General features: G+C 72.3%; 22 protein-coding genes and 1 pseudogene. 14 read left to right on the top strand and 9 right to left on the bottom strand.

The genetic code is table 11. The features are described from left to right. Positions 1-36: 36 nt before the first annotated feature. The 5 genes from QIS96_RS13815 (at position 37) to thpD (ending at position 4,951) form a co-directional block, all read left to right on the top strand. On the top strand, positions 37-1,134 hold the full coding sequence (locus tag QIS96_RS13815; protein ID WP_282542828.1) for a pyridoxal-phosphate-dependent aminotransferase family protein: 1,098 nt from the start codon (positions 37-39) through the stop codon (positions 1,132-1,134). A 398-nt stretch (positions 1,135-1,532) separates the two neighbouring features. Continuing rightward, positions 1,533-2,081, top strand: a complete 549-nt coding sequence (gene ectA, locus QIS96_RS13810) for a diaminobutyrate acetyltransferase (protein ID WP_282542827.1) — start codon at positions 1,533-1,535, stop codon at positions 2,079-2,081. 100 nt (positions 2,082-2,181) lie between these two features. Beyond that, positions 2,182-3,450 (top strand): diaminobutyrate--2-oxoglutarate transaminase, encoded by a 1,269-nt coding sequence (ectB, locus tag QIS96_RS13805; protein WP_282542826.1) that lies wholly within the window; start codon positions 2,182-2,184, stop codon positions 3,448-3,450. Between the two features lie 50 nt (positions 3,451-3,500). After that, positions 3,501-3,905: an ectoine synthase gene (locus QIS96_RS13800; protein ID WP_282542825.1), complete on the top strand. Its 405-nt coding sequence runs from the start codon at positions 3,501-3,503 to the stop codon at positions 3,903-3,905. Positions 3,906-4,051: 146 nt separating this feature from the next. Next, a complete protein-coding gene (gene thpD, locus QIS96_RS13795; RefSeq protein WP_282542824.1) occupies positions 4,052-4,951 on the top strand; it encodes an ectoine hydroxylase in 900 nt (299 codons plus the stop codon). An 85-nt stretch (positions 4,952-5,036) separates the two neighbouring features. On the opposite strand, the gene QIS96_RS13790 is transcribed toward thpD, so the two are convergent. From QIS96_RS13790 to QIS96_RS13775, 4 genes and pseudogenes are all read right to left on the bottom strand, one after another. Further along, a complete protein-coding gene (locus QIS96_RS13790; protein WP_282542823.1) occupies positions 5,037-6,077 on the bottom strand; it encodes an aminotransferase class V-fold PLP-dependent enzyme in 1,041 nt (346 codons plus the stop codon). Positions 6,078-6,188: 111 nt separating this feature from the next. Then, positions 6,189-6,467: pseudogene (locus tag QIS96_RS13785) on the bottom strand (DsbA family oxidoreductase); the annotation flags it as partial. Between the two features lie 493 nt (positions 6,468-6,960). Beyond that, positions 6,961-7,449, bottom strand: a complete 489-nt coding sequence (locus tag QIS96_RS13780; RefSeq protein WP_282542890.1) for a GNAT family N-acetyltransferase — start codon at positions 7,447-7,449, stop codon at positions 6,961-6,963. A 50-nt stretch (positions 7,450-7,499) separates the two neighbouring features. Beyond that, positions 7,500-8,417 carry a GlxA family transcriptional regulator gene (locus QIS96_RS13775; RefSeq protein ID WP_282542889.1) on the bottom strand — a complete coding sequence of 306 codons (918 nt, stop codon included), beginning with the start codon at positions 8,415-8,417 and terminating at the stop codon, positions 7,500-7,502. Positions 8,418-8,590: 173 nt separating this feature from the next. Here QIS96_RS13775 and QIS96_RS13770 point away from each other — a divergent pair, with 173 nt between their 5' ends. After that, positions 8,591-9,988 (top strand): MFS transporter, encoded by a 1,398-nt coding sequence (locus QIS96_RS13770; protein WP_282542822.1) that lies wholly within the window; start codon positions 8,591-8,593, stop codon positions 9,986-9,988. Between the two features lie 513 nt (positions 9,989-10,501). Here the strand turns inward: QIS96_RS13770 and QIS96_RS13765 are convergent. Together QIS96_RS13765 and QIS96_RS13760 are read right to left on the bottom strand one after the other, a co-directional pair. Next, positions 10,502-11,104, bottom strand: a complete 603-nt coding sequence (locus tag QIS96_RS13765; protein WP_282542821.1) for a DUF1349 domain-containing protein — start codon at positions 11,102-11,104, stop codon at positions 10,502-10,504. Next, positions 11,101-12,636 carry an aldehyde dehydrogenase (NADP(+)) gene (locus QIS96_RS13760; protein WP_282542820.1) on the bottom strand — a complete coding sequence of 512 codons (1,536 nt, stop codon included), beginning with the start codon at positions 12,634-12,636 and terminating at the stop codon, positions 11,101-11,103. The genes QIS96_RS13765 and QIS96_RS13760 overlap by 4 nt, the downstream gene beginning before the upstream one ends. A 175-nt stretch (positions 12,637-12,811) precedes the next feature. On the opposite strand from QIS96_RS13760, the gene QIS96_RS13755 reads away from it, so the two are divergent. From QIS96_RS13755 to QIS96_RS13730, 6 genes are all read left to right on the top strand, one after another. Continuing rightward, complete coding sequence (locus QIS96_RS13755; RefSeq protein WP_282542819.1) at positions 12,812-13,585, top strand: IclR family transcriptional regulator; 774 nt, start codon at positions 12,812-12,814, stop codon at positions 13,583-13,585. Further along, positions 13,585-14,088 (top strand): GNAT family N-acetyltransferase, encoded by a 504-nt coding sequence (locus tag QIS96_RS13750; protein ID WP_282542818.1) that lies wholly within the window; start codon positions 13,585-13,587, stop codon positions 14,086-14,088. Before QIS96_RS13755 ends, QIS96_RS13750 begins: the two co-directional genes overlap by 1 nt. A gap of 99 nt (positions 14,089-14,187) precedes the next feature. Beyond that, positions 14,188-15,189 (top strand): hypothetical protein, encoded by a 1,002-nt coding sequence (locus QIS96_RS13745; protein ID WP_282542817.1) that lies wholly within the window; start codon positions 14,188-14,190, stop codon positions 15,187-15,189. 2 nt (positions 15,190-15,191) lie between these two features. Beyond that, positions 15,192-16,472 (top strand): sensor histidine kinase, encoded by a 1,281-nt coding sequence (locus tag QIS96_RS13740; protein WP_282542888.1) that lies wholly within the window; start codon positions 15,192-15,194, stop codon positions 16,470-16,472. Then, positions 16,469-17,134: a response regulator transcription factor gene (locus tag QIS96_RS13735; RefSeq protein WP_282542816.1), complete on the top strand. Its 666-nt coding sequence runs from the start codon at positions 16,469-16,471 to the stop codon at positions 17,132-17,134. The genes QIS96_RS13740 and QIS96_RS13735 overlap by 4 nt, the downstream gene beginning before the upstream one ends. 103 nt (positions 17,135-17,237) lie before the next feature. Further along, on the top strand, positions 17,238-18,683 hold the full coding sequence (locus QIS96_RS13730; protein WP_282542815.1) for a peptidoglycan D,D-transpeptidase FtsI family protein: 1,446 nt from the start codon (positions 17,238-17,240) through the stop codon (positions 18,681-18,683). A gap of 236 nt (positions 18,684-18,919) precedes the next feature. Here QIS96_RS13730 and QIS96_RS13725 read toward each other — a convergent pair whose 3' ends face one another. Continuing rightward, positions 18,920-19,507 (bottom strand): TIGR03086 family metal-binding protein, encoded by a 588-nt coding sequence (locus QIS96_RS13725; protein WP_282542814.1) that lies wholly within the window; start codon positions 19,505-19,507, stop codon positions 18,920-18,922. 191 nt (positions 19,508-19,698) lie between these two features. Between QIS96_RS13725 and QIS96_RS13720 the strand changes: the two genes are divergently transcribed. Beyond that, positions 19,699-20,943 carry a TerD family protein gene (locus QIS96_RS13720; RefSeq protein WP_282542887.1) on the top strand — a complete coding sequence of 415 codons (1,245 nt, stop codon included), beginning with the start codon at positions 19,699-19,701 and terminating at the stop codon, positions 20,941-20,943. Between the two features lie 163 nt (positions 20,944-21,106). On the opposite strand, the gene QIS96_RS13715 is transcribed toward QIS96_RS13720, so the two are convergent. Then, the gene (locus QIS96_RS13715; RefSeq protein WP_282542813.1) at positions 21,107-21,469 is read right to left on the bottom strand and encodes a cupin domain-containing protein; all 363 of its coding nucleotides are present in this window, start codon (positions 21,467-21,469) and stop codon (positions 21,107-21,109) included. A gap of 204 nt (positions 21,470-21,673) precedes the next feature. Between QIS96_RS13715 and QIS96_RS13710 the strand changes: the two genes are divergently transcribed. Then, positions 21,674-22,630 (top strand): DUF4073 domain-containing protein, encoded by a 957-nt coding sequence (locus QIS96_RS13710; protein WP_282542812.1) that lies wholly within the window; start codon positions 21,674-21,676, stop codon positions 22,628-22,630. A 94-nt stretch (positions 22,631-22,724) separates the two neighbouring features. On the opposite strand, the gene QIS96_RS13705 is transcribed toward QIS96_RS13710, so the two are convergent. After that, positions 22,725-24,305 carry a TROVE domain-containing protein gene (locus QIS96_RS13705; protein ID WP_282542811.1) on the bottom strand — a complete coding sequence of 527 codons (1,581 nt, stop codon included), beginning with the start codon at positions 24,303-24,305 and terminating at the stop codon, positions 22,725-22,727. Between the last annotated feature and the right edge of the window lie 69 nt (positions 24,306-24,374).

Raw genomic sequence — 24,374 nt, 5'->3', positions numbered from 1 at the left:
TCGGGGCCGCGGGACCGTCAAGAAGAGAGCACCACCGTGACGCACCCCTTCCTCGACCTGGCTCCGCTGACCCCCGCGCACTTCGCCGCGATCGAGCAGCGGGTGGCGCGACTCCTGCGGACCGAGCAGGACGTCGTGATCATGCAGGGCGAGGCGCTGCTGCCGCTTGAGGCCTGCATCCGCTCCGGCGCCCGGCCGGGCTCCACCGCGCTGAACGTGGTCACGGGGCCGTACGGCCAGACCTTCGGCAACTGGCTGCGGGACTGCGGCGCCACCGTGATCGACCTGAGCGTGCCGTTCCACACGGCGGTCACCGCGGACCAGGTGCGCCAGGCGCTCGCCGAGCACCCGGAGATCGACTTCGTCTCCCTGGTGCACGCGGAGGCGGCGACCGGCAACACCAACCCGGTCGCCGAGATCGGCGAGGTCGTACGGGAGCACGGCGCGCTGTTCTACCTGGACGCGGTGGCCTCGATCGGGGCTGAGCCGGTCCTTCCGGACGCCTGGGGCGTGGACATGTGCATCATCGGCGCGCAGAAGGCGATGGGCGGCCCGGCCGGCGTCTCGGCGGTGTCGGTGAGCGAGCGCGCCTGGCAGCGGTTCGCGGAGAACCCGCGGGCGCCGCGCGCCTCGTACCTCTCGCTCCTGGACTGGAAGGCGCGCTGGATCGACGGCGGCCGCAAGGCGCTCCTGCACGCCCCGGCGCAGCTGGAGATGCTGGCCCTGGAGGCCTGCGTGGAGCGGATCGAGTCGGAGGGCCTGGACGCGGTCATGGCCCGGCACGCGACGGCCGCGGCGGCGACGCGGGCGGGCGCAGAGGCGCTCGGCGTCCTGGAGCCGTACGTGTACGAGGCACGGGACGCGGCGCCGGTCGCGACCACGCTGCGCGCCCCGGCGGGCGTGGACGCCTCCGAGCTGGTGGCACGGGCCCTCGCCGCCGACCCGGCGCTGCCGCTCGCGGCGGGCGGGGGCGCGCTCGCCAAGGAGATGATCCGGGTCAACCACTACGGCCCCGACGCGACCCGCGGCGTGGTGCACGCGAGCCTGGCCGCCCTCGGCGCCGCGCTCGGCGAGGCCGGGCTCGGCGTCGACCTGGAAGCGGCTCGGCGCGCGGTGACCGCGATCTGGGAGTAGTTTTGGATGGCCGACGCGAAACGAGAGGGAATTCGCGCAGGCCAAAGCCGACTCCGGCGCTGAAAACTTCCGGGGCCATAAATTAATCGCGTATTCATGAATACGGGGAGCTGCTTTTCGAGCGCAGCTTCCCGTATTCTTCTGCCCGCTTTCCCCGGTCCTAAACGCAAAGATTCTGCGAACGTCAAACGACGTAATTCGGGCAGATCTCGTGAGGGTTTCCTCCTTGTGACCGACGCCACACGCGCAGCGATTCGACCCGGAATATCCGGACAAACTCGGTCATCCAGCGAGCTGTTTGCGCGAGCGCGCACGCCCGCGTGATAACACACAGAGGCCGTTCAGGTAACCCCTTCTCGCGATGCAATTTCCATTTTCGGTCGGTAAATTCAATATGCATGACAGCCGCACAAGCAGACCTTGCAAGTGCCCGTACCGCCTTTCGCGAAATGCCGGGGGACTTGCGGCTCGACACCCCGGAGGTGACGGACGGAGCCGCACTCTGGCGCATCGCCCGTGACTCGAAGACCCTCGACCTGAACTCCTCGTACAGCTACCTGCTGTGGTGCCGTGACTTCGCCGGCACCTCGGTGATCGCACGAGACGCGGACGGCGAAGCGGTCGGGTTCATCACGGGATACATCAGGCCCGAGCGCCCGCACACCCTCCTGGTGTGGCAGGTCGCCGTCGACGCCGCACAGCGCGGCCGCGGTCTGGCCGCCGCGATGCTGGACGGGCTGGCCGCGCAGGTAGCGAAGGAGCACCCCCTGCGGTCCCTGGAGACCACCATCTCGCCCGACAACACCGCGTCGCAGCGCCTGTTCACGTCGTTCGCGCAGCGCCACGGCGCCGACCTCAAGCGGGAAGTGCTGTTCAGCGCCGAGCAGTTCCCCGACGGCGGCCACGAGCCCGAAGTGCTCTACCGCATCGAGCCGCTGCCGTACTGACCCGCCGGCGGGCCGCCCCGAGCGGCCCGCAGACCACCCGCCAGTACCGACCCATCCACTCGGCCCCCCCACGCCTTCATCTCCCAGGAGGAGATTCGCTGTGACCATCACCCAGCCGGACCTGAGCGTCTTCGAGACCCTGGAGTCGGAGGTGCGCAGCTACTGCCGCGGTTGGCCGACGGTCTTCGACCGCGCGCAGGGCAGCCGTATGTACGACGAGGACGGCCACGAGTACCTCGACTTCTTCGCCGGTGCCGGTTCGCTCAACTACGGGCACAACAACCCGGTCCTGAAACGCGCCCTCATCGACTACATCGAGCGCGACGGCGTCACGCACGGCCTCGACATGTCGACCACCGCGAAGCGCGCCTTCCTGGAGTCCTTCCAGAACACGATCCTGCGCCCGCGCGACCTGCCGTACAAGGTCATGTTCCCGGGCCCGACGGGCACCAACGCCGTCGAGGCCGCGCTGAAGCTGGCCCGCAAGGTCAAGGGCCGCGAGTCGATCGTGTCCTTCACCAACGCCTTCCACGGCATGTCGCTCGGCTCGCTCGCCGTGACCGGCAACGCCTTCAAGCGCGCCGGCGCCGGCATCCCGCTGGTGCACGGCACGCCCATGCCGTTCGACAACTACCTCGACGGGCAGACCCCGGACTTCATCTGGTTCGAGCGGCTCCTGGAGGACTCGGGCTCCGGCCTGAACACCCCGGCCGCCGTGATCGTCGAGACGGTCCAGGGCGAGGGCGGCATCAACGTGGCCCGCGCCGAGTGGCTGCGCCAGCTCGCCGAGGTGTGCAAGCGCTGGGACATGCTGCTCATCGTCGACGACATCCAGATGGGCTGCGGCCGCACCGGCGGGTTCTTCTCCTTCGAGGAGGCGGGCATCGTGCCGGACATCGTCACCGTCTCGAAGTCCATCTCCGGCTACGGCCTGCCGTTCGCGCTCACCCTGTTCAAGCCCGAGCTGGACATCTGGGAGCCGGGCGAGCACAACGGCACCTTCCGCGGCAACAACCCGGCGTTCGTCACCGCGGCGGCCGCGCTGGACGCCTACTGGGCGGACGGCCAGATGGAGAAGCAGACCCTCGCCCGCGGCGAGCAGGTCGAGCAGGCCCTGAAGGCGATCCGCGCCGAGCACCCCGAGGCCACCGCCGAGTACCGCGGCCGCGGTCTGGTGTGGGGCCTGGAGTTCAACGACAAGGACCGGGCCGGCAAGGTCGCCAAGCGCGCCTTCGAGCTGGGTCTGCTGATCGAGACCTCCGGTCCCGAGAGCGAGGTCGTCAAACTCCTGCCCGCCCTCACCATCACGCCGGAGGAGCTGGACGAGGGTCTGCGCACCCTCGCGCGCGCGGTCCGCGAGACCGCCTGAGCGCCCTTCCGTCAGCCGTACGCACGTAAGAGAAAAGGAACCAACTCACCGTGATCGTCCGTTCGTTCAAGGACATTGAAGGCACCGACCGGCACGTCAAGTCCGCCTCGGGCACGTGGGAGAGCAAGCGCATCGTGCTCGCCAAGGAGCGCGTCGGCTTCTCGCTGCACGAGACCATCCTGTACGCCGGCACCGAGACCTCCATGTGGTACGCCAACCACATCGAGGCCGTCGTCTGCACCAAGGGCGAGGCGGAGCTGACCGACGACACGACCGGCGAGAAGTACACCATCACGCCGGGCACGATGTACTTGCTGAACGGGCACGAGAAGCACACGATGCGTATCAAGGAGGACTTCCACTGCATCTGTGTCTTCAACCCGCCCGTCACGGGCCGCGAGGACCACGACGAGAACGGCGTGTACCCGCTGCTCACGGAGCCGGACGAGGGCTGAGCAGCCCCGACCAGGTCCCTCGGGACCTGATGCCGGGGGCGTGAGCCCCCCTTGACTCCCGGCCGCCGCACCCCGCCTCGGGGGCGGGGTGCGGCGGCCGGGTACATCCCGAACAGGGCCGTACGAGAGGAGAGGCAGGCAACACCATGACCACCGCACCCGAACGCACCGCAGACCTGTACCCGACCCGAGGCGCCGCCGAGGTGCTGACCGAGCGCAAGGACCCCGTCGTGTGGTCCGAGCCGGGTACCCAGGGGCCGTTCGCGGCCGCGGAGCTGTCGGCGTTCGACAGGGACGGCTTCATCCAGGTCGACGAGCTGGTCCCCGAGGACGAAGTGGGTATCTACCAGGCGGAGTTGGACCGTCTGACCCTGGACCCCAGGATGCGCGCCGACGAGCGTTCCATCGTGGAGCCCCGCACTCAGGAGATCCGCTCCCTCTTCGAGGTGCACAAGATCAGCGAGGTCTTCGCCAAGCTGGCGGCGGACCCGCGCGTCGTCGGACGGGCCCGGCAGATCCTGGGCTCGGACGTCTACATCCACCAGTCACGGATCAATGTGAAGCCCGGCTTCGGCGCCTCCGGCTTCTACTGGCACTCCGATTTCGAGACGTGGCACGCGGAGGACGGCCTCGCGAACATGCGGACCGTCTCGGTGTCCATCGCGCTCACGCGGAACTACGCGTACAACGGCAGCCTGCTCCTCATGCCGGGTTCGCACCGCACCTTCCTCGGCTGTGAGGGCGCCACGCCGAAGGACAACTACAAGCGTTCCCTGCAGATGCAGGACGCGGGCATCCCCTCCGACGAGGCGCTGACGACTCTCTCCGACGAGTACGGGATCGCCCAGTGGGTCGGCAACGCCGGCTCGGCCGTGCTGTTCGACTGCAACACCATGCACGGCAGCGGGGACAACATCACTCCCTTCCCGCGGAGCAACGTGTTCTTCGTCTTCAACAGCGTGGAGAACACGGCGCAGGAACCCTTCGCGGCACCCGTCCGGCGCCCCGAGTACATCGGCGCACGGGACTTCACCCCGGTACGGTGAGGCCCTCGCGGTGACCCCGTGATGTGACGCTTGGCCCGGTTCCCCTTGAGGGAGCCGGGCCAACTGTCGTATCGCGCAGGGGAGTTCAGCCCGAGAGCACGTCGAGCAGCCGGTCCACGTCGGCGGCCGAGTTGTAGAGGTGGAACGCGGCCCGCAGGTTGCCCGCACGGTCCGAGACCTCGACGCCCGCGCGGCTCAACTCCTGCTGCCGGAAGCCCAGTCCGGGCACCGAGACGATCGCCGATCCTGGCGCGTGCACGGGCGTGTGCCCGAGCCGGTCGAGCCCTTCCCGGAAACGGTCGGCGAGCGCGGTGTCGTGCGCGTGCACCGCTTCGACCCCGATCTTCTCGACCAGGTCGAGGCCGTGCCGGGCGCCGACGTACGACAGGAGGCTGGGGCTGACGTCGAACCGGCGGGCGGAGTGGGCGAATTCGTGGACCGGCCCGTAGCAGCTGTCGAAGGGCACCTCGCCCGCGACCCAGCCCGCGAGGTACGGGGTGAGCGAGCCGAGGTCCTCCGGCACCACCAGGAACGTGACGCCGCGCGGGCAGAGCAGCCACTTGAAGGCGACCGCCACCGCGAAGTCGTCCTCGGACGCGTCGTACGGCAGCCAGCCCGCGGCCTGCGAGACGTCGACGAGCGTACGGGCGCCGTGGGCGCGGGCCGCGGCGCGGATCGCGTCGAGGTCGGCGATCCGGCCGTCGGCTGACTGGGCCAGGCTCAACGCGACGAGGTCGGTGCCGGGGCGCACGGCCTCGGCGAGCTCTTCGAGCGGGACCTTGCGGACCCTGAGGTCGGCGCGGACGTGGAAGGGGGTGACCAGCGAGCTGAAGTCGTCCTCGGCGAGGAGGACTTCGGCGCTCACCGGCAGGGAAGCGGCGATCAGGCCGGTGTAGACGGCGACGGAGTCGCCCGCGGCCACCCGGCTCGCGGGGACGCCGACGATCCGGGCGAAGGCGGCCCGCGCGGCCTCCACATCGGCGAACATGTCCCCCGCCCGACCGGCGGCCACCGCCGCGACGGCCTGCTGTACCGCGGCCACGCCGTCGGCGGGGAGCAGGCCACTGCTGGCGGTGTTCAGATACGTCGTCTGCGGTGCGAAGGCCGCACCCGAGAGGCTCTCCATGGCTCCACTCTGCGGTGCGGCCCAACCCCTCGTCCATTGCGCGTTGTTACGGGGTGAGCCCAAGCAGTGCTTATACGTCGCCCTGACCTGCGGCTACGGCTGCCGCTACGTCTACGGCTGCGGCACCTCGCAGCCGTCGGGTCCGCAGGCCTCCGCGTTCGACCCGAGGGCGGTCAGCGGGGCGCGGTCGCCCCAGGCCTGCTCCAGGGCCTGCGTGAACACCTCGGCGGGCTGGCCGCCGGAGACGCCGTAGCGCCGGTCGAGGACGAAGAACGGCACGCCGGTGGCGCCCAGTTCCGCGGCCTCCCGCTCGTCGGCGCGCACGTCGTCGGCGTACGCGGTCCCGTCGGCGAGCACCGCCTTCGCCTCGGCCTCGTCGAGGCCGGCGGCCTCGACGGCAGGCCTGCCGGGCGGGCCCTGACAAGCGACCTGGCGGTCGATGCCACGGAGCCGACCCTGGCAGCCGCGAGCCTTGCGCGGGACCCTGTTTCGGGAACGGGCCTTGCCGATTTGACGCCCTCGCCTGCTAGGGAGCAGACGATTCCGGTCAGCGCCGCTACGCGACACCCCCTTGGGTTCCTGCTTCACGGGCGCCTGCCACCAGCAAGGTGGCCTTACGGTGCCTCCACAGGCCTGACTTCCCGCCCGCCCGGCGGTAGGTCCGCCAACTCCGTTGTCGGACAAGGCGACTTTAGCCTGACGCCAAGACGCCAAGACCGCGAGCCCCCGCATGCACCTATGAGAGCGAACTGTCGAACAGTAGTTCGCCGAACGTGTCTCATCTCGGTACGGGGGGATGTACGTGTACGGAGGCGACCTCCGCTCAGCGGTCAACGTACGGCCGGATCCGCGCATTCCCCGCCCGCCGGGCGAGCGAGCGGGGTCACAGCCTGCGGTGCATCACGTGCAGGGCGACCCGCCCGCGCGTCGGATGCTCGAAGGCCTCGGGGATCGTGCCGACGACGGCGAAGCCGAGGGAGGTCCACAGGGCGAGCGCCGGGTTGGTCTCGACGACGGCGTTGAAGACCATCGCCTCGTACCCGTCCTTCTTCGCCTCTTCCAGTACGTGCTCGGCCAGGCGGCGGCCGATGCCGCGGCCGGTGTGCGCCGGGTCGACCATGAAGCCGGCGTTGGCGACGTGGGCGGCGGGGCCGCCGTAGTTCCGCTTGACGGAGGCGGAGGCGAGGACGGTGTCCGGGTCGGCGTCGTCGACCACGACGAACACCCGCCCGCCGGGCGGCATCCACAGCGCCCGCGCCTGCTCCTTCGGGGTGTCCCGGTCCCAGGAGTAGGTCTCCCCCGCACTCACGATCCGCTGCCAGAACGGCCAGATCCGGTCCCAGTCCTGCGCGTCGGCGTCTCTGATGGTCAGCATGGGGGGAGTGTCGCAGAGGGGGCGCGGCGTCAGAAACGGTTTCCTCGTCAGCCCGTTCTCGTCGGCAGCCGACTGAACGTCGTCCGGTACGCGGACGGGGTGAGGCCCGTGCGGCGGTGCACGTGCCCGCGCAGCGAGTCCGCCGTGCCGAGGCCGCACGCCCGCGCCACCTGGTCCATCGGCAGCGTCGTCGTCTCCAGCAACTCCTTGGCCCGCTCGATGCGTTGATGCAGCAGCCACTGCAGCGGGCTCACCCCCGTCTCGGCGTGGAACCGGCGCGTCAGGGTGCGCACGCTGACCCCCGCGTGCCGCGCCAGATCGGCGAGCGTCAGCGTCCGGTCCAGGTTCCGCATCGCCCAGCCGCGGGTGTCCTTGACGGCGGTGCCCCGCTCCGGCGGCAGCGGCGTCTCGGTGAACTGGGTCTGGCCGCCCGGCCGCACCGGCGCGACCAGGGCCTGCCGGGCCACGGTGTTCGCCACCGCCGCCCCGTAGTCCGTGCGGATCATGTGCAGGCAGAGGTCGATGCCCGCCGCGTACCCGGAGGCCGTCATGACCTGCCCGGCCTGCACGTAGAGGACGTCGCCCTGCACGTCCACCGACGGATAGCGGCGCCGCAGCTCCTCGGCCAGGCCGTGGTACGTCGTCGCCGCGCGCCCTTCGAGCAGTCCCGCCTCCGCGAGGACGAACGCCCCGCTGCAGATCGACGCGATCCGCCGGCCCGCCGCCTCCGCGTCCCGCACCACGGCCACGGTGCGCGGGTCGGGGGTGTAGCGGTCGCCGGTGCCCGCGATCATCACCGTGTCGGCGTCGGCGGCGGCCTCCAGACCTCGGTCGATCCGGAGCGCGTGCCCGCCGGTGGTGACGACGTGGCCCGGGTCGGCCGTGCACAGCGTGAGCTCGTACCCGGGACGGCCGTCCACCTGCACCTTCTCGAAGAACAGCTCGGGGATCGCGAGGTTGAACATCGACACCGGCGAGGGCGCGATCACCGCAACCCGATGCGGCACGGCGCCCCTGCGTGGCACGGCTTCCGTATGCGTCTCGGCTTCCGTCTGCGGCGCGGTCATGGCCAGAACCTCCGGACGTATGGCATTCGGGCCACTACTGTACGGCCGCGAAGATCGACACTCTGGGCGTCATGGAAGTCACCGCTCACACCTCGAAGTCCCAACACGGCCCGGACGAGCGGGAGTTGAGGCCGGGCGGCGGCGGTCGCGCCCCGCGCCCGGCCTCCCCCGCCCTCACGCTCCTCGCCTCCCTGCTCGGCTTCGCCCTCATCACCCTGGACGCGTCCGTCGTCAACGTCGCGCTGCCCACGATGGGCGAGGCGCTCGGCGGCGGCATGGCCGGGCTGCAGTGGGTCGTCGACGCGTACGTCCTCGCGTTCGCCGCCCTCATGCTCTCCACCGGCGCGTTCGCGGACCGGGCGGGCGCTGCGCGCGCGTACGGCATCGGCATCGCCCTGTTCACCCTCGCCTCCGTGGCCTGCGGGCTCGCGCCCGGACTCGGTGCGCTGATCGCGGCCCGCGTCGTGCAGGGCGTCGCCGCCGCCGTGGTCCTGCCGGCGTCGCTCTCCCTCGTACGCCAGGCGCACACCGACCCCGCCCGGCGGGCGCGGGCCGTCTCGCTGTGGGCGGCGGGCGGTTCGGCGGCGCTCGCGCTCGGGCCGGTCGCGGGCGGTGCGCTCACCACGGCGTGGGACTGGCGCGGGATCTTCTTCGTCAACCTGCCGCTGGGCGCGGTCGCCCTGCTGCTGCTCGCCCGCGCGCCGCGCACCGAACGCCGGCCCGCGCCGCTCGACCTGCCGGGCCAGCTGACCGCGGTCGTGTCCCTGACCGCGCTCACCTTCGCCGTCATCGAGGGCGGTACGGCGGGGGCCGTGGCCGGGGCGGTGGCCGTCGTCGCCGGGGCGCTGTTCCTGCGGGTCGAGACGCGGCAGCCGCACCCCGTGGTGCCGCTCGGCCTGTTCCGGGAACGGACGGTGGCGGTCGCGGTGGCGGTGGGCGTGGCGTGCAGCGTCGCGTTCTACGGCCTGATCTTCGTCTTCAGCCTCTTCTTCCAGCAGGTGCAGGGGCGTACGGCGCTCGAAGCGGGGCTGATGTTCCTGCCCATGACCGCGGTCATCGTCGCCACGAACGTCGTGGCGGGGCGGCTCGCCGGGCGGTACGGGGCGCGCCTGCCGATGCTCGTCGGGCAGGCCGTCGCCGTGCCCGGCCTGCTGCTTCTGCTGTACGTCAACCGCTCGACGCCCGCGGTACTGCTCGCGCTGCTGCTCGTGCCGGTGGGGGTGGGGGTGGCGTTGACCGTTCCGCCGCTGACGTCCGCCGTGATGGAGGCGGTTCCCGCGGAGCGGGCGGGGGTCGCGGCGGGGGTTCTGAACGCGGCCCGCCAGGTCGCCGGGGGGCTGGGCATCGCGCTGTTCGGGGCGTTGCTCGATGGGGGGTTCTTGGTGGGGTTGCGGGTGAGTTTGGTGGTGGGGGCGGGGGTGTTGGTGGTTACGGGGGTGTTGACGCTGCGGCTGCGTCGTCCCGGCTGATTCTCCCCTCCCCGCCCCTTCCCGGCTGTGTCGATATGCGGCTGGCGCCGCGTGGCCTCAGCGGTCGACTCCGGGGAGACCCCCGGACCCCCACCCCGGGGCTCCGCCCCGACTTGCCTGGGGCTGCCGCCCCTGAACCCCGGACCCGGTCGCTGCTCGCCTGCGGCACCGTCGTGGCTGATCGCGCAGTTCCCCGCGCCCCTATCGGGGCTCCACCCCGGACCCCCGCTCCTCAAACGCGGGAGGCGCCGCATTTGCCCCGATAGGGGCAGGCTTTTAGGGGCGCGGGGAACTGCGCGACCAGCCCCGACGGCGCGGCAGTCAAAAGACGATCCGGGACCGGGGCGAAGCCCCGATAAGGGGCGCGGGGAACTGCGCGAGCGGCCGCGATGGCGGGGGAGCCGAAAGACGGCCGGGGCATGGGGCGCAGCCCCGAAGGGGGGCCAGGGGCGCAGCCCCGGGGCCTGTCCGGTGAGGACTTCGGGAAGGGGCGGGGTGGGGAGAAGAGCCGACCTACGAGCCGTCTCGCAGGTTCCGCACCCCCCGCCCCCTCAACTCCACCGAGTCGAAGAGGACTTCGCACCCCTCCCCCGTGGGCGACTGCGCCAGGAAACCGACCTGGGCCGCACCGACCTCCTCCGGCGTGCCGAGGGTGAAGACGCGGACGAAGGTCCAGTGCGTGCCGTCCGTCGAGGCGTGGAACGCGAACGCCGACCCCGTGCGGGCGACACGGAGCCAGACCGAGTCCCCGTCCACCTCGAACGCGTTCGCGTCGTCCGAGTGGCCGCGGGTCACGACCGAGCAGACGTACGGCCGGTCCGGGGAGAGTTCCAGGCACAGCTTGGCCCACTCGCGCTCGCCGACGTGCAGGTAGAGCGCCCCCGCGTCGCCCGGCGCCCGCAGCCCCGCCCGTACCCGCGCGATCAGCTGGAAGTCGCCCGAGGGCGTGCCGAGCAGGCGGGGTGCGTCCGAGGCGGGATCCAGGGCGGAGCCGCCCGGTGGGACGAAGCGGTCCTGGCCCGGACCCGCTCGGCCGGACAGCGCCGCGTCCGCGTACGACCAGCCGCCGTCCGGGCCGAGCGGCCGCAGCACGAAGGGCAGTTCGGGGAGCCTCATGCCGTTCGCCCCTCGCGCCGCGGCAGCCCCAGCGGGTTGCCGTCGCGGAGTTCGGGCGGGAGGAGGGGCTCGGGGGTGTTCTGGTACGTGACGGGGCGCAGCCAGCGCTCGATCGCCGTGCCGCCCACCGAGGTGGAGGTGGAGGTCGTCGCGGGGTACGGGCCGCCGTGGTGCTGGGCGGGGGCCACCGCGACGCCCGTGGGCCAGCCGTCGACGAGCACGCGCCCGGCGAGCGGCGTGAGTTCGGCGAGCAGTTCCGCGCCCCGCTCGCTCTCCCCCGCCTTCTCTGCCGCCGACAGCTGCACCGTCGCCGTCAGGTTGCCGGGAAGCCGGGACAGAACCGCACTCGCCTCCGCCGAGTCCGCGTACCGCGCGACCACCGTGACCGGGCCGAAGCACTCCTCCAGGAGCAGATCGTGCGCACCCTCGGCGGCGAGCCGGGCCGCGGGCACGGTCAGGCAGCCCGCGCCGACGGTGTGCTCGCCGCCCGCGCCGGGCGTCACCGGGGCGTCCACGTCCGGGAGTTCGGCCCGCTCACGCACCCCGTCGACGTACGCCGCACGCATCCGGTGGTCGAGCAGGACGCCCGCCTCGACCTCGCTGACCTCGTGCGTGAGCGCCTTCAGCACGCGGTCGCCGGCCTCGCCCGCGGGGGCGAGGACGAGTCCGGGCTTGGTGCAGAACTGGCCGACGCCGAGCGTCATGGACGCGGCGAGCCCGGCGCCGATCTCCTCGGCCCGCTCGGCCGCGGCCGCCTCGGTGATCACGACCGGGTTGAGCGAGCCGAGTTCGCCGTGGAAGGGGATCGGCTGGGGGCGGGCCGCCGCCGCGTCGAAGAGCGCGCGTCCGCCGCGTACCGAACCGGTGAACCCGGCCGCCTTGACCAGCGGATGCCGTACGAGCTCCACGCCCGCGTCGAAGCCGTGCACCAACTGCACGACGTCGCCGGGCAGTCCGACCCGCTCGGCGGCGCGGCGCAGCGCGTCGGCGCAGAGCTCGGCGGTGGCCGGGTGGTCCGGGTGGGCCTTGATCACGACGGGGCAGCCCGCGGCGAGCGCGCTCGCGGTGTCGCCGCCGGGCACGGAGAAGGCGAGCGGGAAGTTGGAGGCCGCGTACACGGCGACGACGCCGAGCGGGACCTTGTAGCGGCGCAGGTCGGGCCAGGGCGGGGTCTGCGTGGCGTCGGCGCGGCTGATCAGCACGTCGAGGTAGGCGCCCTCGTCCACGACGTCCGCGAAGGACCTCAACTGGTAGGTCGTACGGGCGAGTTCGCCGGTGAGGCGGCCCGGACCGAGGGCGGTCTCCGCGTCGGCGGCCTCGATCACGTGGTCGGCGCTCTCGTCGAGCAGGTCGGCGGCGGTGCGCAGGAACGCGGCGCGGACCTCGCGCCCGGCGAGCGCGTCCCGTACGGCGTGGGCGGACCGCACCGCCTGGTCGACCTCTTCGGGGGTGGCCTCCACGGCGACCTGCTCGCGCGGCTTCCCCGTTCGGGGATCGACACTCCAGACTGGGGCGGGGGGTGCTGCTGCCACGGCCGGTTCCTCCTGGTGTGACCAGATGTGACTGATGGTGCGTCGCCACGCGATGGCCGTGGGAATCACCCGCCGACGTGGCCCCACTCACCAGGGCGTTCGTTATGGTGAACGACGTCTCCGAGGGTGAATGTGGTCGGAGGCTATGTGCAGGCCAACGAAGGGGTCAAGGGCGATGTCGGCTGCCGAGGCCAGCGGTGGGGCGCAGGTCAAGTCCGCGGTGCGCACCGTGGAGTTGCTCGAGTATTTCGCAGGCCGGCCCGGAATGCACTCCCTCGCCGCGGTCCAGGAGGCCGTCGGCTACCCCAAGTCCAGCCTGTACATGCTCCTCCGCACCCTCGTGGAGCTCGGCTGGGTGGAGACGGACGCCACCGGCACGCGGTACGGGATCGGGGTGCGGGCGCTGCTCGTGGGCACCTCGTACATCGACGGCGACGAGGTCGTGGCAGCCGCCCGGCCCACCCTCGACCGGCTCTCCGACGACACCTCGGAGACCATCCACCTGGCCCGGCTCGACGGCGTCAACGTCGTCTATCTGGCCACCCGCCAGTCCCAGCACTATCTGCGGCCCTTCACCCGCGTCGGCCGCCGCCTGCCCGCGCACTCCACCTCGCTCGGCAAGGCCCTGCTCGCCACGCACACCGACGAGCAGGTCCGCAAGCTGCTTCCGGAGACGCTCGCGCCGCTCACCGAGAACACGATCACGGACCGCGAGCGGCTCATCGAGGAGCTGCACCAGGTCCGTGAGCAGGGCTTCGCCGTGGACCGCGAGGAGAACACCCTCGGCCTGCGCTGCTTCGGCGTCGCCATCCCGTACCGCACGCCCGCGCGGGACGCCGTCAGCTGCTCGGTGCCGGTGGCGCGGCTCACGCCGCAGCACGAGCAGATGATCAAGGACGCCCTCTTCGACGCCCGCGACCGACTCACCCTCGCCACCCGGAGGCTCTGATGGAGAAGCCCGAAGCGAAGCCTGAAGCGCCCGCGTACGAGGTCGCGCTGCGTCCCGTCCACGACAGCGATCTGCCCGTGTTCTTCCGGCAGATGAACGACCCGGAGTCCGCCCGCGTCGCCGCGTTCACCTCGCCCAGGACCGTCGACTGGGAGCTGTTCGAGGGCCACTGGAACAGCATCCGCAGCTCGTCGGCGGTCACCCGCACGGTCCTCGTCGACGGCGACGTGATCGGCAGCGCCGCGGTGTACGGCGAGCCGGGCGAGCGCGAGGTGACGTACTGGATCGACCGCTCCTTCTGGGGCCGCGGCATCGCGACGGCCGCGCTGCGGGCGCTGATCGCCGAGGTCCCGGAGCGCCCGCTGTACGCGCGCACCGCCGCCGACAACGCCGGTTCGCTCCGGGTGCTGCAGAAGTGCGGCTTCGCGGTGACGGCGCGGGAGAGCGGGTACGCGCACGCGCGGGGCGCGGAGATCCCCGAGTACGTGCTCCGCCTGGACTGAGACCTCCTCGTACCGGCGTACCGCGCCTCCCCCGCGCGGCGGAGGCGGTTCGTCCCACGGTGGGACGTGGGGCGGCGCGCCGGACGGGAGCGTGGAGGCATGACACAGCTCACCGTTCCCGTACTCGAAACGCCGCGCCCCGGCCGGTTCCTGAAGGGCGTCCGGGCCCTCGCGATCCTCGCCTGTCTGCCCTATGTGACGCTCAAGGTCGCCTGGATCGCGGGCAGCAGAGTGGGGATTCCCGACCACAGCTCGCTGCTCGACCACCCCACGGCGATGGCCGTCGCGAACGGCCTGACCGTCCTCATGGACATCGCCGTCGTCGTCCTCGCCCTGCTCCTGACCCGGCCCTGGGGGCTGCGCGTACGGGCCTGGCTCCTGGTCCTGCCGCTGTGGGTGGCGACCGGGCTGCTCGCGCCGATCCTCGCCGGGTTCCCGCTGCAGCTCCTGGTGCGGACGTTCGGCGGCAGCACCGCCACCGCCGGCGGCCGTTCCACCGCGTTCCTCGACGAGTGGGTCTTCGGCGTCGTCTACGGCGGGTTCATCGTGCAGGGCCTCGCGCTCGGCGTGCTCGCCGTCGCCTACGCGGGGCGGCGCTGGGGCCGGCTGTGGCAGGGCGCCGTGCGGGATCTGCCCGCGGGCCTGCCGACCGCGCCCGCCCAGCGCGCCGCTGCCACCGCCGCCGCGCTGCTCACCCTGGTGCCCGCGGCGCTGCACGCGCTGTGGGGCAGCGGGAGCGCGGCCGGCCTGAACGCGTCCCGGGCGGCGGGGCGTACGAGCGACTTCTACGCCCTGGAGTGGATGCACGTCGGCTTCGCCGCGGCCACCGCCGCGGGCGTTCTGATGCTGGCCTTCCGACGCGGCGGAACCCTGCCGCTGCGCGTGCCGCTCGCCCTGGCCTGGGTGGGCTCGGGCGCGCTCGCCTGCTGGGGCGGCTGGATGACCCTGGCCGCGCTGACCGGCGTCGACGACCTGTCCAACCAGCCGTCGGGCCTGCTGCACCTGACCTACGCTGTCCAGATGATCGTCGGAACGCTGGTGGTCGCCGTCGGCGCGTACTTCTTCGCGGAGCGTTCCGCGGCGGTCCGGCGCACGGGGTGAGCGTGCGGGGCGCGGCGAGCGCGCTGTTCGGGCGGCGGGCGCGGCTGCGCTGGGTCCATCTGGTGCTCGGCGGGGCCCTGTTGATGCCGTACATGCTGGTGGCGGCGGTCGCCGTCGGGCCGCTCTTCCCGGGCGAGCCGCTGCTGTTCGGCTCGGTCCCCTTCCTCTTCGCCTGCTTCGCCGTGGCCGTGCCGCTCGCCGCGCTCACCGCCGCCGCCTTCCCACTGGCCCGACCGCTCGCGGTCGGTCTCGTACGGGCGCTGTGCGGGGTGCAGGGTGAGGTGGCGGGTGAGGGGCTCGCGGAGGGGGCGGCGCGCTCCTGGTCGGCTCGGGGGCGCGCGTCCGCCTGGTTCGCGCTGCACCTCGGGGTGGGCGCGGTGCTCAGCGGCGCGATGCTGGCGACGCCGCCGTTCGCGGTGGTCCTGGTCGTCCTTCCGCTCTTCCCGGCGCTGCGGGACTCGCGCCTCAGCATTCCGCAACTCCTCGTGGACTCCTGGGGGTTGGCCCTCGCCCCGGTCGCCGGTCTCGCCCTGCTGCTCGCGCTCGCCGGGTACGCCGCCGGGGCCGCCGCCGTGCTCGCCCGGTGCGCGCCGCGGCTGCTCGGGCCGACGCCCGCGGACCGGCTCGCGGCGGCCGAGGCCCGCGCCGCCGACCTGGCCGTGCGCAACCGGCTGGCGCGTGAGCTGCACGACTCGGTCGGCCATGCGCTCAGCGCCGTCACCCTGCAGGCGGGGGCGGCCCGCCGGGTCCTCGACAGCGACCCGGACTTCGTACGCGAGGCGCTCGCTGCGATCGAGGACACGACCCGGCGCACGGTCGGCGAACTCGACGCGGTCCTCGGCCTGTTGCGGACCGGCGACGATGCGGCTGCGGCGCCCGCGCCGACCCTCGCCGACGACCTCGACGGACTGCTGTCCCGTACACGCGCGGCGGGCCTGACGGTGGCGGCGGAGGTCGACGGAGACCTGGCGGCGCTGCCCGCCCTCGTCGGCCGCGAGGGCTACCGCATCGTGCAGGAGGGCCTCAGCAACGCGCTGCGGTACGCGAACGGGGCCCCGGTCCGACTCCAACTGGCCGTGACCGACGAGGAGTTGACGCTCGTACTGACCAACCCCGTACCGTCCGACACCGCACCGTCCGACACCGCGCCGCGGACCGGCGGCGGGCGCGGCCTGCGCGGGATCGAGGAGCGCGCCGGGCTGCTCGGCGGCACGGCGCACGCGGGCGCGGCCGACGGCGTCTGGACCCTGCACGTACGACTGCCTGTGGAGGCACGCTCATGACCACACCGGCACCGGCGCTGCGCGTCGTCCTCGCCGACGACGAGCGGATGGTGCGCACCGCGCTGCGGGTCATCCTCGACGCGGAGCCCGGCATCGAGGTGGTCGGGGAGGCCGCGACCGGCGCGGAGGCGGTGTCGGTGGTGCGCGCCGAGCGGCCCGACGTGGTCCTCATGGACGTGCGGATGCCGGAGATCGACGGCATCCGCGCCACCGAGCAGATCCTCGCCACGCTCGCCGAGCCGCCGCGCGTCGTGGTCGTCACCACCTTCGAGAACGACGCATACGTGTACGACGCGCTGCGCGCCGGGGCCTCCGGGTTCCTCCTGAAGCGGGCCGAGCCGGAGCAGCTGGTGCAGGCGGTGCGCCTGGTCGCCGGCACGGACTCGCTGCTGTTCCCGGCGGCCGTACGGTCCCTGGCCACGGCCCACGCGCAGGTCCGTGCGAGTCCCCCGGCGTGGGTCGGACGCCTCACCGAGCGCGAGGGCCAGGTGCTGCGCCTGATGGCGACGGGCCTGACGAACGCGGAGATCGCCCGCCGGATGGAGGTCGGCCCGGCGACGGTCAAGTCGCATGTCGCCGCGGTCCTCGCGAAGACCGGCGCGCGGGACCGCACACAGGCGGTGATCGCGGCGTACGAGGCGGGTGTGGTGGGCGGAACGTAGCGGTAGCCGTCCCCGGGGCAGATGAAGAGTTGCAGATGAAGAGTTCCTGAGAAACCCGCCCGACCGGAACACCGCGCTCCGTCCGGCTCGTCACCTCTGTGGGATGAACAAGACGATCAGGCGCGCTTCGGTCTTTTCGCTGCTGCTCGTGCTCGCCCTCCTGCTGAGGGCGACCTGGGTGCAGTTCTACGACGGCGAGGCGCTCGCAGACGACAAGCACAACCGGCGGAGCACCATCGAGCAGTACGCGTACCCGCTCGGCGACATCGTGGTGGCCGGCGATCCGGTCACCGACTCGGAGAGGACCAAGGGCAGCGACCTCGCGTACAAGCGCACGTACACCGACGGCGAGCTGTACTCGGCCGTCACCGGCTACAGCTCGCAGGTGTACGGGGCGACCCAGCTGGAGGGCATCTACCAGGACGTCCTCGACGGCACCGACGAACGTCTGAAGAACCCCGTCGACCTGCTGACCCGCAAGCACGCCGACCCCGGGAACGTCGTCACGACCATCGACCCGGCCGTGCAGAAGGCGGCGTACGAGGCGCTCGGCGACACCAAGGGCGCGGCCGTCGCGGTCGACCCGGGCACCGGCGAGATCCTCGGCATGGTCTCCACGCCCTCGTACGACCCGTCGAAGATCAGCGGATCCACGGACGGGGAGGCGTGGCAGGCGCTCACCGAGGACGAGGACAAGCCGATGGTGAACCGGGCGCTGCGCCAGCCGCTGCCGCCGGGCTCCACGTTCAAGCTGGTGGTCGCCGCTGCCGCGCTGGAGAACGGCCTCTACGACTCGGTCGACGTGCGGACCGAGAGCCCCGACCCGTACACGCTGCCCGGCACGAGCACGGTCCTGCCGAACGAGAACGCGGCGGCGCCCTGCGAGAACGCGACGATCCGTACGGCCCTGCAGTACTCCTGCAACAACGTCTTCGCGAAGATGGCCGCCGACCTGGGGGCGGACGAGGTGCGGGCGACGGCGGAGAAGTTCGGCTTCAACGACGCCGAGCAGGACGTGCCGGTGCGGGCCTCGGAGAGCGTGTACCCGGAGGAGATGGACAAGGCGCAGACGGCGCTGTCCGGCATCGGCCAGTTCGACGTGACGGCGACGCCGCTGCAGATGGCGATGGTCTCGGCGGCCCTCGCGAACGGCGGTGAACTCGTCGACCCGCACATGGTGTCCGAGGTGACGGACGGCGACGGCTCGACCCTGGAGGACCTGTCCGAGGCGTCCTCGCACCGGGTGGTGAGCGAGAGCACGGCCGAACAGCTGACGTCCGCGATGCAGACGGTGGTGGACGAGGGCACGGGCTCCAACGCCCAGATCCCCGGCCTGACCGTCGGCGGCAAGACGGGCACGGCCCAGCACGGCGAGAACAACTCCCAGACGCCGTACGCCTGGTTCACCTCCTACGCGCAGGACTCGTCCGGCAAGCAGGTCGCGGTCGCCGTCCTGGTCGAGGACTCGGGCGCGGAGCGGTCGGAGGTCAGCGGGAACGGGTTGGCGGCGCCGGTGGCGGAGGCGGTCATGCGGGCGGCGCTCCGGTGACCGTCGATCACTTCCCCTCCCCGAAAGACCTGCGGTCGACCGCGGGGCTCCGCCCCGGACCCCGCTCCTCAAACGCCGGAGGGGCTGAATTCGGCGGCGATACGGGCCCCGACAGGGGCGCGGGGCGCAGCCCCGAAGCGGGGTCCAGGGGCGGCAGCCCCGGGATGGGGGCCCGGGGGCGCAGCCCCCGGAGCCGTCCGCTGAGGACTTCAGGGAAGGGGCGGGGAGGGGAGGGATCAGGTCGCAGGCCAGGACGGGTTGCGGCCGGAGAGGGCGATCGCCTGGTCGAGGAGCGGCGCCTCGGGCGGAACCTCCACCACCGGGCCGAAGATCGTGCCCCGCGCCTCGGGAACCCGAGACTGATCCAGAAAGTCGTACGCGGCAGCGAGGCACTCAGGGTCCGGCACATACTCCTGGCCGGTCGCACGGGCCAGATCCCAGCCGTGGATCACCAACTCGTCCACCGCCACCACCCCCATCACCGCCGCGGGCAACGTCACCCCGCCCGCGCGCGTCTCCCCCTCCCACGCCGCCGGCTCCCGCCACGCCTCCGCCAACTCGTCGAGGGCCTTGGCCAGTTCCGCCCGCCAGTCCGCCCCGATGTCGGGGACACTGCTGCCCGGGTCGGTGTCGGTGGTCGGGCCGAACTCCTTGCGGGCGGCGTCCCGGAACGCGACGGCGAGCTGCGTGAGATGGCCGAGCAGATTGCGTACGGCGTAGTCATGACACGGTGTGACATCACCGAGGCGGGCGTCGTCCACGCGCTCGGCGAGGCGGGCGACGATCCGCGTCTGGGGGGTGAGGTCGACGGTTCCGTCGGTCATGGGGCGCTCCCTGGGGCGTACGGGTCGGAAGGATCTCGTAGGGGAGACCCCTGCCGGGTCCGGAACTCATCGGTGGCGAGCTGGTCGAGGCCCCGCCCCCGTACGCCTCCCGACACTGCTCGGCACGCGGATTCGTCGCGGAGTAAGGGAACGGTAAAGCGGGGTCGCTCGTTACCCCAGGCATGACAGCTATGACCCCCGGCTCGAACATCCCTCTCTCCGCCGCGCGCGTGACGGTGGACGTCGCCGCCCCGGTGCGGCTCGACGTATCGGGCCTGCTGCTCACCGCCGACGGCAAGGTGCGCTCCGACGACGACTTCATCTTCTACAACCAGCCCTCGGGCCCCGGTGTCACCTATCAGTCGGGCGGCGGCACCGCGCCCGACGCGATCACGGTGGACACGGCGGCGGTCCCGGCGGGCATCGAGAAGATCGTGGTCACGGCGAGCCCGGACGCCGCAGGACAGACCTTCCAGGGCATCGAGCCCACCGCCACCATCCGGGACGCGGACGGCGGCGCCACGCTCGCCACGTTCACACCGCCGCAGCTCGGCTCCGAGACCGCGCTCGTCGTCGTGGAGATCTACCTCCGCAACGGCGCGTGGAAGGCCCGCGCGGTCGGCCAGGGGTACGCCAACGGCCTGGCCGGCATCGCCACCGACTTCGGCGTCTCCGTCGACGAGGAGCCGGCCGCGCCCGCCCCCGCCGCCCCGGTCGCCGCGCCCGTCCAGACCCCGCCGCCCGCGCCCGCGGCCCCGCCGGCCCCGCCCGCTCCGGAGCCCGCCCGCGCCATGGCGCAGACGCCTCCGCCGCCCGCGCCGCCGGCCCCCGCGGGCGGTCCGCCGGCGCCCGGCACCGGCAAGATCAACCTGGACAAGGGCCGCGTCAGCCTGCAGAAGAACCAGACGGTGTCCCTGGTCAAGGGCGGCCGGCCGCTGCTCTCCCAGGTCAAGATGGGCCTCGGCTGGGAGCCCGCGTTCCGCGGCAAGGACATCGACCTGGACGCCTCGGTCATCGCGTACGGCCCGAGCCGCAACCATGTCGACAGCTGCTACTTCGGCAAGCTCGCCATCCTCAACGGCGCGATCAAGCACTCCGGCGACAACCTCACGGGCGAGGGCGGCGGGGACGACGAGGTCATCACCGTCGACCTGGGCAGGCTGCCGCAGGAGGTCTCCGGCCTGGTCTTCACCGTGAACTCGTTCTCGGGCCAGAAGTTCAACGAGGTCGCCAAGGCCTACTGCCGCCTGATCGACGCCGCGACCGACGAGGAGCTGGTCCGCTTCGACCTCACCGGCGCCGAGCCGCAGACCGGCGTGATGATGGCCAAGCTGATCCGCCAGTTCTCCGGCGAGTGGGAGATGACGGGCATGGGCGACTTCGTGAAGTCCCGTACCGTCCGCGGCATGGTGAAGCCCGCAGCACAGGCGCTCTAGCCGACCCGCCGCACGACCGGCGTCGCACAGCAGCAGTCAGGGCGGTCACGCACATGCACATGCGTGACCGCCCTGCCGCGTACCGGGAAGCGCCGGGAACGCCGGGAGCACCGGGAACGCCGGGAGCACCGGGAACGCCGGCAAAGGGCGCCGCGGGCGGCTGTCAGCTCGCCGGCTTCGCGTAATCCTGCGCCATCGCGCCGGCGAAGTCGTACAGCACGACCTGCTCGTCACCCACGACCCACGCGTCGTGACCGGGCGGGCACACGAACACATCTCCCGGGCCGACCTCGGCCTCGCCGCCGCCGTCCATCGTGATGTGCATCCGGCCCTGGACGACATAGCCGTTGTGGTGGATCTGGCAGGTGTCGGTCCCGGCGAGCGGGGCCACCGACTCGGACCAGCGCCACCCGGGCTCGAAGGTGCCCACGGCGAAGTCGAGCCCTGTCAGATGGACGGCTTCGAGGTGACCGCGGGGAAAGTCCCGCCGTTCGTCCGGCTTCTCTACCGCCTTGACCTCGATCATGATCGCGTCCTCCGTTCTTTCGCATACGGACGGGACGGATCGGTCGACGCCGCCGCCATGCCCCCGGCCGACCCCTTCCTTCCATCGTCTCTCCGTCCACCGGGGGATGCATCCGTTGCCGGCCCCGGCCGCTCACGACGAGTCCAAGAACCCGCTGCGTTCCGTCCAACGACCCGTCACCCAGGGGCAGTTACCTTGCCGCCCATGACTCCCCCCAGCCGCAGAAGCATCCTCACGGCGGGCGGTCTCTCGCTCGCCACGATTCCGCTCGGCGGGCTCACCGCCGGCCAGGCCGCCGCCCGCCCGAAGCCGACGGCCGCCGCGACCCTCGACGTGATCAGCGACGTCCAGGGCGACCTCGCCGACCTGGGCCGCGCCCTCGACAACCTCGCCGCGCTCGGCCGCTCCGACGCCCTGGTGATCGCCGGCGACCTGGTGGCGCAGGGCACGGTGCAGCAGTACGAGGACCTGTACGGGACGCTCGCCGCGCACAGCCACCCGGAGCGGGTGCTCGCCGCGCTCGGCAACCACGAGCAGTACAACTCCGACCCCTTCGACGCCCAGGTCAAGCGGTTCCTGCAGTACACCGGCATGCCGGACGTGTACTCGCAGACCACGGCCGCAGGTCTCCCACTGCTCTTCATCGGGACGACCGCGCCCGCGAAGAACGGCACCAACCCGCCGTTCGTGACCCTCGGTGCGTCCCAACTCGACTGGCTGGACGGTGCGTTGGCGACGCACGCGGACAAGCCGCACGTCCTGGTCTTCAGCCACCACGTGCTGCCGGGCACGGTCTCGGGCACGGTGGGCCCGGACGCGGCGCGCTTCTACGACCAGGACTTCGTCGACGAGGCCGACCTGTTGACGATCCTCGGCCGCCACCCCAACGTGGTGTTCTTCTCGGGGCACACCCACTGGGACCTGAACCGCGACGACTGGGCCGCCAAGAAGGTCGTCGAGGGCGGCGACCCGGCCGGGTTCACCGTCGTCAACACCGGCTTCATCCAGACCATGTACGGCCCGGACGGCAGCGGCGGCGAGGAGGCCCTCTCCGGCGCCGAGTCGCAGGGCCTCCGGCTCCTGGTCGGCGAGGGCGGTGAACTCACCGTCGAGTCAAGGGACTTCAGGCGCGACAAGCTGATCCGCACCCTGACCCTCTGAGCCGGCCGAACGGACCCGGCCGAACCCACCCGGAGGTCGTGTACGGGTCCGCCCCCACCCCCGTGCGGGGCGGACCCGTGTCCGGCCGGAGGCTTCACGCCACCCACGGCCAGTCCGCGTCCCGCCCCTGCTCCAGGAGCGGAACCATGCGGAAAGCAGCGTCCGAGAGACCCCCGAAGGTGTGGCGGTTCGGCTTGCCCGACTCGCCGTGGCCCGCCCGGTACCCCGCGAGGTTCCAGGTGTAGACGGGCACGTCCGCCGGGACCTGCTCGGTCGGGTCGCCGTGCCGGCTGTACGTGTACTGCTCGTCGGTGACGATGAGGACCCGGTCGTGGCCGCGGTAGAACCGGCGTACCGCCGCGGTCGTGTCGGTGCCGCCCAGGTTGCCGAAGCGCTCCAGGACCTTGAGGACCGACTCGCCCGCACGGCAGGTCACCGAGGAGCTGGTCGTGCCGAACTGCACCAGCTCCGCCGACTCGGCCCGCATCGCGAGCGCCGCCCCGAAGATCGCCGCGGCGTCGGCCCGGTTGAGCTCCGAACGCTCCGACAGGCGGCCCCACATGGACCCGGACCGGTCGACGAGGACCAGCGTGCGGCCGGGCAGCGCGGGCACGTTGGCGAGCGAGTGCCCGAGCGCCCGCTCCAGCGGGTACGCCCAGCGCAGCGACGGCGCGTGCTGGTACGCGGCGAGGTACCGGAAGGGGAACTGCCGCGAGCGCGCCACCTCGGCCGGGTCGGAGATCTTCGCGGCGACCTGCTGCGCGACGTCGTCCGAGACCCCGGCCTCGTCGAAGTTCCGCAGGTTACGGGTCAGCGCCATCGCGCTCATGGACGGGATCACGGCCTCCCAGGCGGCCTTGTCCATCGGCCCCTGCAGCCAGCCCGCGAGGGCCTCCCAGGTGATCCCGGCCGCGGCGAGCCGCTCGGGCCCGTCGGGCGCGGTGACGACGGCGCGCCGCTCGGCGACCGGGATTTCCATCAGCGCGCGGTGCGCGGCGAGGACCGGCACCGAGTCCGGCGGGACGGCCGTGTCCGGGTTGTGCCGCCGGTCGAGCGCGTACTGGAACAGGTCGCCCTGCCACGGCTTGTCAGGGTCGGGCGCGGCGTGCACGAGGTTGAGGATGTCGCCGAAGCGGTAGCCCTTGCTCGAAGTGTCGTACTTCAGCAGGGACTTGCCGTGGTAGAGCCGCCGCACCGCGTCCGCGACGCCGCGCTTGACGGGCTTCGGGACGGCCCGGCCGTAGGTCGCGGTCCAGTAGCCGAGCAGTTCGCCGGGCTCGTCGGGGCGGCGCAGCACGGAGGCGATGACCTGCCGGTTCGACGGTCCTTCGGTGGCCCCGGCGTCCAGGCGGGCCTTGACGTACTCGGCGGCGCCGACGAGGGCCGCGGTGCGCAGGTTGCCCTCGCCGCGCAGCCAGGCGAGCAGGCCCGCGGTCCACTCCGGGTCCTCGACGGCGAGGCGGTGCACCAGCTGCGCGAAGCGGTCGTCGCGGGCGGTGCCGTCCTCGTAGAAGGTCTGCTGGGCCACGAAGTTGGCGATCGAGAGCAGGAAAAGTTCGGAGCGTGCGTCCCGCTCGGTGCCGCGGCCGCCCTCGTACGTGCGGAGCGTGCGGCCGGTGGACGTCACGCGCGAGGTGCCGCGCGGGCCGGAGCTGCGGGTGTTGAAACGCGCCATGAGAATTCCCCCGAATTCAGCGAGTACGGATCGAGTACGAGTCGAGTACGAATGCTGTGGGTCAGGGGA

The organism is Streptomyces cavernicola (assembly GCF_029968035.1).
Taxonomy (GTDB): domain Bacteria; phylum Actinomycetota; class Actinomycetes; order Streptomycetales; family Streptomycetaceae; genus Streptomyces; species Streptomyces cavernicola.
This window is presented reverse-complemented; position numbering and strand designations above follow the sequence as displayed.